General features: G+C 50.2%; 8 protein-coding genes. 3 read left to right on the top strand and 5 right to left on the bottom strand.

The features are described from left to right. Nucleotides 1-347: 347 nt before the first annotated feature. Entirely contained in the window at nucleotides 348-1,775 is a 1,428-nt protein-coding gene (locus PSEMO_RS23465; RefSeq protein ID WP_009394978.1) for a heavy metal sensor histidine kinase, read from the bottom strand. Then, nucleotides 1,772-2,446, bottom strand: a complete 675-nt coding sequence (locus tag PSEMO_RS23460; protein WP_009394976.1) for a heavy metal response regulator transcription factor — start codon at nucleotides 2,444-2,446, stop codon at nucleotides 1,772-1,774. The genes PSEMO_RS23465 and PSEMO_RS23460 overlap by 4 nt, the downstream gene beginning before the upstream one ends. A gap of 661 nt (nucleotides 2,447-3,107) precedes the next feature. On the opposite strand from PSEMO_RS23460, the gene PSEMO_RS23455 reads away from it, so the two are divergent. Next, on the top strand, nucleotides 3,108-3,434 hold the full coding sequence (locus PSEMO_RS23455) for a DUF2790 domain-containing protein (RefSeq protein ID WP_009394973.1): 327 nt from the start codon (nucleotides 3,108-3,110) through the stop codon (nucleotides 3,432-3,434). A 116-nt stretch (nucleotides 3,435-3,550) separates the two neighbouring features. On the opposite strand, the gene PSEMO_RS23450 is transcribed toward PSEMO_RS23455, so the two are convergent. Together PSEMO_RS23450 and PSEMO_RS34380 are read right to left on the bottom strand one after the other, a co-directional pair. Continuing rightward, a complete protein-coding gene (locus PSEMO_RS23450) occupies nucleotides 3,551-4,456 on the bottom strand; it encodes a cation diffusion facilitator family transporter (RefSeq protein WP_037058636.1) in 906 nt (301 codons plus the stop codon). Nucleotides 4,457-4,510: 54 nt separating this feature from the next. Next, nucleotides 4,511-4,849, bottom strand: coding sequence for a zinc ribbon domain-containing protein (locus PSEMO_RS34380; RefSeq protein WP_075805335.1), 339 nt, complete (start codon nucleotides 4,847-4,849; stop codon nucleotides 4,511-4,513). A 484-nt stretch (nucleotides 4,850-5,333) separates the two neighbouring features. On the opposite strand from PSEMO_RS34380, the gene PSEMO_RS23440 reads away from it, so the two are divergent. Then, the gene (locus PSEMO_RS23440; RefSeq protein ID WP_043860449.1) at nucleotides 5,334-7,046 is read left to right on the top strand and encodes a phosphoethanolamine transferase; all 1,713 of its coding nucleotides are present in this window, start codon (nucleotides 5,334-5,336) and stop codon (nucleotides 7,044-7,046) included. Between the two features lie 675 nt (nucleotides 7,047-7,721). Continuing rightward, nucleotides 7,722-8,675, top strand: a complete 954-nt coding sequence (locus PSEMO_RS33115) for a hypothetical protein (protein ID WP_372239137.1) — start codon at nucleotides 7,722-7,724, stop codon at nucleotides 8,673-8,675. Nucleotides 8,676-8,684: 9 nt separating this feature from the next. On the opposite strand, the gene PSEMO_RS34375 is transcribed toward PSEMO_RS33115, so the two are convergent. After that, nucleotides 8,685-10,229 (bottom strand): TnsD family Tn7-like transposition protein, encoded by a 1,545-nt coding sequence (locus tag PSEMO_RS34375; RefSeq protein ID WP_372239138.1) that lies wholly within the window; start codon nucleotides 10,227-10,229, stop codon nucleotides 8,685-8,687. Nucleotides 10,230-10,780 lie beyond the last annotated feature (551 nt).

Here is a 10,780-nt window from a genome sequence, read left to right as displayed (position 1 = left end):
TCACCGCCAGCCCAGCTAGACCGCCTGATTGAGCGGCAGAGGCCTGGTCATCGCCCGACGGCCATGGCGGCTGGCTGCTTCGGGGGGCTTGCCTTGGGCAGGGCTGCAGCTTAGGTTGATGACATTGGTTCGTACTCGACCATGCGTCTGATTGATGCAGCCGGCCGTGTGAGCGCTCAAGAAAAGGTCAACGCTCAATATTTCTCACAGCTTTGGAAAAACGCCAACCCAGAAGAGCAACAGATCATAAAGTCAGTGATTTTAAGGGCCCCGATGGATCCTGTGGTCCTTAGGGACTGATGCTCTGGAATAAAGCAAAAGGCCCGTCTATTGACGGGCCTTTTTGATCACGCGATCGAGGCGGCGCTCATCGTAGAGTGGTTGAGCTGGGGTTGAGGAAAGTTAAGGTGAAACCAGGTGAAGTTTTCATCAGTCACTTCCACACCCGCCGAACCTTGGTGCAGGCTCATAATCGATTGAACGATGGCCAAGCCAAGCCCTGTACCACCTTCACTCCGTGCTCGGCTCTTGTCCACGCGGTAGAACCGTTCAAACAAATGGGCATGGTGTTCTTTAGCAATCCCGCGCCCCGGGTTGCCCACGCTTAAAGTAGTACCGTTTGCACTGCGGTGTACCTTCACGTAGACCGTGCGACCTCGGGGGCAGTATCGGATAGCATTTGATAGCAGATTCGAGACGGCACGCTGAATCATCAGACGATTACCGCGCACGGCGTCGTCGCTGCCCGAAATCTGGAGTTGGATCTCGCCGTCTTCAGCCGAAATACTGAAGAGATCGCAAACACGCTGAATCTCATCGACCAAGGATACGGTTTCGAACTCAACCATGGATGCAGGATGACTGACCTGCGCTAGGAACAACATGTCGGAAACCATACGGCTCATCCGATCCAGTTCTTCTGTGCAGGACTCGAGAACCTCGCGGTACTCGGACAGCGACCGCTCTCGGGTCAGGGCAACCTGGGCTTTCCCCATCAGATTGGACAATGGTGCTCTGAGCTCATGGGCAAGGTCATCAGAGAACTGCGAAAGCTGCTGAACCCCATCGTCCAGTCGAGCCAGCATGATATTGATTCCGTCTGCGAGCTCTTTGAGCTCTGCCGGCATTCCATCTGCCGGCAGGCGATGCTCGAGGCTCTCGGTCGAAATTTTGGAGGCAACCTTCAGGAACTTTGTTAAGGGCAGCAGGCCACGTCGCACAGTCCACCAGCCAATAGCTAGGATGAGCAAGAGAATAACGGGGGACATCATCAGAGCCCAGGTAAGCAGTGCGTCGAGCAGAGCCTCATTGGATGACTGGTCCATAGTCATGTAGACGCTTACTTCGGTGCCATCATCCAAGCGCATTACGCGGGACGTGCTGAGTAGTGGGCGGCCCTGGGTGTCGCGCCACTCATGTTCTTGCGCCGTCGCTCCAGCGTTGAATTTGCGTACCTCTAGATTCACCTGCTTCGAGCCGATCGAGAGCAGCGGCTGTCTGCTCGTTGTTGAATCGAAGATGCTCACATACAGATTATTGTGGCCCATGACCAGATCAACGAGCTGGTGCGCGTCTGCATTGACCCCGGAGATATCCGAGATGGTAGAAAGGTTGTGAGCCATTCCTTCCATTTTCACTTCGAGGTCAGTTCTGGCGTTTCTTTCAAGAGCTTGACCCACCATCAGGTACCCGAAGGTGGCGAACAGAAGCAGCAACCCTGCGCTCATCAATCCAACTTTTAATCCTAGCTTCGCAGCCAGGCTGAAAGGCCTCATGCGCGCTCCTCAAAAACGTACCCAACGCCTCGAAGCGTATGAATTAGCTTGGTTTCAAATGGATCATCAATCTTCGAGCGTAAGCGCCGAATAGCGACATCGATGACATTGGTGTCGCAGTCAAAATTCATGTCCCATACCAACGAGATGATCTGTGAACGGGTCAGCGCTTCGCCCGCTCTGCTCATGAGCAGATGCAGGAGGGCAAACTCCTTGGTGGTGAGGTCGATGCGTGTGCTGCCGCGAAAGACTCTATGCCGTACGGAGTCAAGCTCCAGGTCGGCAATTTTAAGTAGGGTCTTCTCGACCAACTCATCACCGCGCCTCTGCAATGAGCGAATACGGGCTAACAACTCTGGAAACTCGAACGGCTTCACGAGATAGTCATCAGCCCCGCCGTCCAAGCCTTTGAGCTTGTCATTTATGCGCCCGCGGGCAGTCAGCATGATGATGCGCACTCTACTGGTTTTCCGGATGGTCTCCAACAAGTCCCAGCCATCAATACCTGGGAGGTTAACATCCAGTAGAACGAGCGAGTAGTCGTTGGTATAGAACTGGTGCAAGGCGTCAACGCCATTATGCACGATGTCTACGATGTATCCGCTTTCGGATAGGCCCTGCTGAAGATATTCAGCAGTTTTAATTTCGTCTTCCACTATTAAAATGCGCATAACCTATCTCAAAGTATGGGAAGGAGTTGGCCTAATCCACAAAAAGCTTTCATTTTTTGAAAGTTTAGCCGAGGGCATATAGTGTGGTATTCGCTACTTCTGTGCGTACGCCTTGGTCACCTGATTGCACTCGAATCTTAACGCGAAGAAGGTAGCTGCGGCGAAATCCTACAAATTTGTAATGTAGTAGCAAGACTGCTGACAGTCACGCTGACTTACCTTCCTCAGCATAGCGGATCCTGCGGCTTCCAGCGGCTTTCTGCGCTGGTGGTTGAGGAGGATTCGGCCGTTCACGGACAGCATTTCTGCCAGAACAGTTGGGGCCTGCGCGCGGCACCCAATGACACCTTGGCAGGCGTCGCTAATTTGACTCAGCGATCAGGGCCTCTCTGCATTAGACGTGCTTGTCTTTTCATCCCAAGTAGGCAGGGAATTTACTCTGCAATTACAATCTGTTACATGTCCAAATTGTAATTGCACCATCATCTTGTCGTCAGCCGCCTTTGTTATTTTGACCGCAGCACGCAGGCAGCGCTGCTTTGGGGCGTTATGCTCCGAAAATCTGCTCACGCCGATGCATTCGCCTTAGAACCATCTGCTCCTTTGGTAAGGTGAATTTTAGCGCCCTGTTTAGGGCGCTTTTTTTATTAATGGACTTATCATGAAAACAACTAGATCTGCTATCGCCGTGTTCATGCTTTTTTCCGCGCTGTCGACAAATGCCCACAGTAGTATGCAGGCCAATGAGGAACTTGAGCGGTCTGCCAAAGACGCTACCGCGCGCTACGCACAGAGCACGAAGAAGCCTATGCCTGAAGTTGAAGACTACGCTTACGGTATAAAGTTGGACGTTAGTAAGCTAGTGTACGTATCGCCTAACGTTCGTCAATGTGGCAGCGTCAATAGCATGATGAGCTATGAGGATTCTAAAGGTGAACTACACATGGTTCGCTACTTGGTGAATGGTGAGTGCATAAATAGTCGGTGAGCAACCACAACTGGGTGCTCCCAAGCATTGGCTCACAGGTGTTCGCAAATTACTCCCGCTCATTGACACTTTCGACTTGGAAGGTGTCAATGGCGGTCAGAAGTTACCGACTGATGTCAGTGGGTCGGCGATGGAGTACTTTCGTGGAACGATTCGCGCTCGATCTGAATGGTGCAGTGGTGTATTTCAAATGCACTGCTGACAGCGTCGACGACAGCCGCCAGTACAGTGTCTGCATCTGCTGAGTCCCGCACTACAACGTGCGATGTCAGTACGTTACTGCCACTACTCACCGCCCAAACGTGCAGATCATGGACGCCAGTCACCCCCTCGACACTGAGGATAGTGGACTCGATTGCCTCAACTTCCAGGCCTCTGGGAACCCCTTCCATAAGAATGCCCAAGCTCTCGCGAAGCAATTGCCATGTGCGCGGCAATACCCATAAGCCAATTGCAACGGCGACAATCGTGTCTACCCAGCCCCACCCCGTGAACCGGATAATGAGAGCTGCGATGATCACGCCCACCGAGCCGAGCATATCGCTCCAGACTTCGAGGTAGGCCCCCTTGACGTTGAGGCTCTCATTGCTGGCAGATGCGAGTAGTCGCATCGAAATGAGATTCACGATCAATCCAGCGATCGCGATCCACATCATCGCCCCGGTGGCGATCTCCGCGGGCATGAAGAAACGCTGGTAGGCCTCATACAAGATGTACATTGCCACCAAGAAAAGCAGCACGGCGTTAAATGTGGACGCGAGAATCTCCAGGCGCGCATAGCCAAAGGTTCTTTTCTGGTCCGCGGGACGCTTGGCAATCTGAAGTGCAATCAATGAGATCGCCAAAGCGGCGGTGTCCGTAAACATGTGAGAAGCGTCCGACAAAAGCGCTAGGCTGCCGGTTATCCACGCGCCAATTACCTCTGCGATCATGAAGCTGCCAGTCAAGGCTAGCGCCATGACCAGCTTTTTCTGATGCCCTTCACGCACCGCAGCACTACCATGATCATGATTTGACCCCACGTATTTCTCCTTGTGTAGAGCTCTAGTCGCGTTGTCTTTTCTGGCTAGCTTGCCTTAGAGAGCTGCTTGACCACACTGGCTGCAGAATCTTGCTCCGGCACTCATTGGAGAGCCGCAGGCGGAGCAACCATTTGTTAGTGGTACTCCGCAGTTTAGACAAAAACGCGCTGACGGTTCGTTTGTGGTCCTGCACTGCCTACAGTTCTGTGGAGCTTTGATTGAGGATTGGGCTGCCGGGGGTGTGCCGTCGATTGAATGATTGCGACTTTCGCAGTTTTGAGGATCATCACGCCGCTCGTGTCGAGCGCTTCCATGCCCCCTGTCGTGGTGTTTGCCGCCGCTGTGGCTCCCTCGACCGTGATTGCTACCCAAGAGATCTTTGAAAAACTTCATGACGTTCGCCCTCATTAATGGGTGATCTACGAGCGGTGTCGGATAAATGATCATCCGCTCAAGAACATGGACTTCTAATTAGTGATCTAAGTTCAAATGTAACGCGCGATAGATCTAGCTAGACTTGCTGTTGACATATGATTAATTTGCGCATGCAGTATGAAGTATTTGACGGCTTAGTATTGGCTACTTTTTAGCATAACGTTAGCGATAGCAAACGGGAAGTCGTTGCGCTGATTCTGTCAACATTGTAATCAGGAGGTCATCGTGTAGTTATCAGATGAAAGAAATAATGACTCTAGAAAAATCCATTCCTCCTCTAATCCTTCTGCCTTACGAATCCTAAGCGCTCTCAAGTCCCGAAGCTCATGGTCTCCGGTGCCCCGACACCGCATGCCCGTCCAGTGTTGGTCGATGGCTTGCGTGTTACCTCCGTAAATTCCATAGCAAGCGCTATGGGTGAGCAGCATCTCAGAGCTTGATAATGACACCTCCAGAATTCGACGTTAAAACCCTGCCTGGAAAATTGGCACTTTTTATTCGTAATGCTCGGAAGGAGGGAGTCAGTACTAATCTGTTAGTCGGTTTCGTAACTGCTTGGTTACTGACTTTCGCAAACTCTGAGCTTTGGGCGCTGATTTGGAAGCTGGTGTTCAAGAAAAATGATATTAACTGGTTGCTTGCCGGCAGCCTGCCGGTGCTTGTGTTCGCTTGGGTTTTTACAGTGCTCAGCTTGTTGTCGTGGTGGCGGCTCGCCAAACCACTGCTGTGCCTAGTCCTGATTAGTGCGGCTTTTGCAAGCTACTTTATGAGTACTTACGGTATCGTTATTGACTACACAATGTTCACCAACGTTGTGGAGACCGACATCGGTGAAGTGTTCGAGTTATTGAATTGGAAGCTTTTCCTTTGGGTTGCCATTGTAGGAGGCTTGCCCGTTTACATAATTAGCCAGGTTCCCATCCGGCGAAAGCCTTGGGCGAAGGCCCTGGCCAGTAGACTTGTTGTCCTTTCACTAGCGCTGGTCGCCCTTTCCGGCATCCTGCTGAGTCAGTATCAGTCGTATGCCTCCTTGCTGAGAAATAACCGAGAGATTCGACTTATTCTGGTACCTACCAATCTGTTTGCAGCCGGTCATGGGTACCTGAAACGCCAACTGGCCACGCCTAAAACACTGACGGTCATAGGTTCCGATGCAGTGGTAAATCGTCAAGGTGCAGTTCGAAAGCCCAAGCTATTAGTACTGGCTCTGGGAGAGACCGCGCGCGCTGCCAACTTCTCTCTCAACGGCTACTCACGTGAGACCAATCCAGAGCTTCAAAAGCGCAATGTAATCAGTTTCTCGAACGTCAGTTCTTGCGGCACAGCTACTGCAGTTTCGCTGCCGTGTATGTTTCTCGATGTCGGAAAGGATGGATACAAAGATGGCTTAGCCAAGAGTCGTGAAGGGTTGCTTGACGTGCTTCAGCGGGCTGGCATCAACGTCATGTGGACTGATAACAATTCGGGATGCAAAGGGGTCTGTGACCGCGTCCCCAACCGCAAGGTTGCCCTCAGTACAGACTCCCAGCTATGCACCAGTGACGAGTGCAAGGACGGGGTACTACTCGCTGAGATGGAGGACTTCATCAAGAGCTTGGAGGGTGATGCTGTTCTAGTGCTCCACTACAAAGGAAGCCATGGCCCTGCCTACTACAAGCGCTACCCCTCGCAATTCAGGAAATTCGAGCCTGTCTGCGAGACGAATGAACTCGACAAATGTAAGCAGCAAGAGGTGGTCAACGCCTACGATAACTCGATTTTGTACACCGACTACGTGACATCTGCGCTGATCGATATTCTCGCTGCGAACACTAGATTCGACACTGCACTCATGTACGTCTCTGACCACGGGGAGTCGCTGGGTGAGGGCGGTCTCTACCTACATGGGTTGCCCTATGCGATGGCTCCTAGTGAGCAAACCAAGGTTCCATTGGTGCTCTGGATGTCTGACCCGATGGCGAAGAACGAAGGACTCGATGTCGGTTGTCTAAGAGCCCAGGCAAGCTCACCGTTGAGCCATGACAATCTGTTCCACACAGTTCTCGGGATGATGAGCGTTCAGACATCCTCTTATCGTTCAATGCTGGACTTCACTGCACCTTGTAGGCCTCTGGACGTCAGCTCTAAGAGCGTTAGCTATCGCTCAATCCCTTGAACAGGGCTCGGCTAGAGCTTCGAGTCGTTGATGTTACGGCAGATCCCTAGGTACGGAGGTCCATCGAGAGCGCTTGAGCATGCATAGCTGGCTTGAGCTGAAGGCCTACAGGGTTGATGAGTCCGCCTAAAGTGAGCTCGTCCCTGGTTGTGTCAAACTATATTATTCGCCGCAGAGTGCCTTTTTCGATGAAGCATCTGCTTGTGTCAAACTATAATTCGTTTGCTGCGGTAGGCCGCATCGCTGGAGGCCACGGAATCCGGGGGGCTTTGTGTCAAACTATATTATGAGCCTCCATTCGATGGTTTCCGACAATAAAGTCTGTCATTGAACAATAAAGGCTGTCTTCAGCGGCCGGTCCCAGTTGGGACCGGCCGCAGCGTGCCAAGCCCAGCGCCAGCACCTTGCCTTCGTAGCCTTGGTACGCACGTCATCTGAGTATGCGAACTCAGATCAAAGAACCAGTCACGCCATATATTGAACGCTCCTCGGCCCTACATATCGATTGACCTTGTTGGTTCAAGCTCTCTGGGCTTTGAGGATTTGACTCTCCGTGGTGCGCTTGCCCGCTGAATAAAAAACCTAATAGAGAGCCATTCCCAAATGTTAGCTCGAATCATGAGTAACGAGTCTCTGCACTCGTATATTGCGAGAAACATAATTTGCAGCTCAGGAATGATCGACGTCTTTGGGTTTGCAAATTTTAATAAAAAATATCTTTGTACAGATGCAATTGAAAAAATAGCAAATATTTTAGGACTTGAAGGGTGCTACGGATTTAATCGATTGCTGCATGAGCATACTCATTATCCACGTATTGCTATCTTCAAGAACACGCAAGATATTGCATATTCCCAGGGGCACTATTTTTACCGTAACTTATGGGTCTCATCGACGCGTCCAAAATACTGCCCGGTTTGTGCAAAAAACGATATTTTAGAGTTGGGCTATTCGTACTGGCGGCGATGTGAGCATAACAATGTTAATGTTTGCGCGATTCATAATGTGATTTTGGAAGACCATTGCTTTGTTTGTGGGAAAGGGTTTTCTGAGAAAGGCCATGGGCTCGACGTCATGTGGAATAAGTGCGGTGGGCATCACTTGGCTGACTGCCCAGCTCAAATCAATACAAACCAAGAATGGCTAACAGTAGCTAAATTAATAAGAAGGATTTTCGAATTTAAATTTCATCTTCCGGAGGAGCTAGTAGTTGACTTGATGTTGAGGAAGCTAAAGTCACATGTGCTTACACCTGATAAAGGCACAGCTGGCGATTTTTACATCAGCCTTGGCTGGCGCAGAAAAGATATCCAGAAAACGCTTGATATTAGAAGCGCTTACTTTCCTTTAGATAATGAAAATATTTTAACAGCGCTGCTGCACTGCTATGATGATTTTGATGAGTTTATCGACGACGTAAATGAGGTTTCAGAGGGATTTAACTCAATCGACTCATTTTTTGATGTCTATAGAACTAATAAAGGCCCCATAGCTCACTACGTAAAGGAGCGTGAATTTAACGAGCCAAATGAGTGGTTCATTCCCTTTCCTCGGCCGCAGGGATATAAAACTCGAGGACGTGAAGCTTTGCCATTTGTGAATAAGGTTTACTCGTGTTGTAATTTGTGAGTTTTGAAATTAAATCAAGCCTTTGAGGTAAGCTCTGGTCCGAGGGTATCGGTGTCGATTTTCAAGTGCTGGCGCCAGTGGGGGGCATGTGAAAAACAGTATGGACCTGATGATCTTCCGGCTTGGCTCTGTTTCTTTCAGCTCAAGCACTTTGAGCTCCACCAATTCGAGGAGCGCTTCATCACGTCTCGCCCAATCCACCGATGCGTGATTTCCTCGCCGCCCCGACGGCATTTCCCGTGTTCGAGAAAGCAACCACTCCAGGTCGTTTCGGTACAGCCAAGCGTATACGCCTGGGAGACACTCCCGAATTTCTTTGGGACTGCGTTTGGGATCGTGATTCATCGCAGCTACCCAGATCGCTCTGTGTTCCTTAACCTTTGCCATTGCGCGTTCTTTCAGCCATGTTTGGCGTACATCGGGCTCGGAGCGAAGTAGCTTGTTTAATGTGGACACAGTAATACCGAAAATCTCACAGACGAGGTTCTTTTCCTCTCCACAACGCAGCCTCTTCAAGATATTGGCGCGAATTTCGGGCTTTAGTATTTTGGGCTTTCGATTTATTGGTTGGATGAAGTCTTGAGTCTGGCTGCCAGTTTTGTATACGACAGCAGCTGGGAGTTGATCTTCTTGAGACGGACCATCACTTGTATGGAGAAATACAGCATGATCATACGCCTCTATAAATGTTCTAACAGATCCGTACAGCCATGTGATCACCGCTAGGTGTTTTAGGGGGTGGCTGTGGCCATGTCGATTTCTTATGAGCTGTGCCCAGAATGTTTGGGCATGCTGAGGGGTTGACGGTAATGATCTCAGTGGTGGATAGGGTTGAATTAGTTTGCAGTAATTGGCGAAGGAGATTGCTTTTTTCTGAGGCTCAATACATAGGTTTTGCCTATAAATCGCTCTCACTATTTCTGCGCGAAATTGCTGGACACGTCCCCAGGCCGCTAGATCTAGTACAGCAGTGGCGAGATGCATGAGCGCCTCTGAAGACTGCTGTGGAAGCCGTTGTCGTTCTATTGGTGCGAGTGTGCTTTCTATAGGTAGTACCCATTGCAAGCGCCTGGACCACTGCCGGTTATAGCAGCTCTCTCTCAGTTGTTCCCCATGTATGGGGCAGACCAAGACTCCAGGAAACTGGTGGGTTAAGTGCCAATAGGTAAATCCATGATTGGAAAAGTCCGCCTCCATGCAACTCATGCATGCTTTAAGTGGATGCTCTGCTCCGAATCGGCCTGTAAGCAGTCCCAGCTTATATTTGAGTGATCCTAGGGTTGGACTTTTCATCGCACTCAGGGCTTGCGTTGCGTGCTGGCTTGACTGAAATGGCAAGAAAAGCGGCAGTATCGTGTGTTCTAAGATTATCGACCTTGGATCACCCCAAGATTTTTTTGCTGCTGAGTTAAGCGCCAAAAGGTTGTACGGGAGGTCATGGGTAGTAGTTGCGGAGCTTGAGTTAAACAGCCAGTTCAGCATCGACGCTGAAGTCGGACAGCCCAGCAAATAGTGCTGACGACTGCAGATGCTGTAGAAGGTCTCATCTTCCATCCACTTGGTGATCAAATTTTTGGCGCTAACGGATGATTGACAGGGCATGGCAGGTATCCTGTTAAGCGCACCTGAGCTCCTATCATATTCATGGGATATTTGTTTGTGATAATACCGCTTAGAAATAAGCTTGCTAATAAGCGGTTATCAGAGATTTACACGACGCCACGGATAGAATTTCGCCAACAATTGTTGGTAGACAAATCTAATTTTTTAGATTATTGCCGGAGATTAGATATTTAGATGCATAGAGAACGCTTTTTCTATTGTCAGAAAATAAAATCGAGCGGTAACATTGATTGTTTAGCTAATGCAATTAAAGCAAAGCTTTACGACGGAGAGCGGTGCTGAAGAGCACCTTAACGAACACTAGACGTATCCCGCACTGGGGATGCCGAAATCGAGGATTTTTCATGACCTAGCTAGCAGATCGCGCTAAAGAAGTCAGATAGACAAAAGCCCAAGTGCCACCTTGGGCCTCTGTGGATAAATCAGAACGCAATCCTGACTTGTCCATTGTCTATCCCGCGCATGTGAGGCGTCAAGCCCCG

It is taken from the genome of Pseudomonas putida (genome assembly GCF_001941965.1).
GTDB classification, from domain to species: domain Bacteria; phylum Pseudomonadota; class Gammaproteobacteria; order Pseudomonadales; family Pseudomonadaceae; genus Aquipseudomonas; species Aquipseudomonas putida_L.
Note: the sequence above shows the minus strand (reverse complement) of the source record. Positions and strands in the feature narration are given on the sequence as shown.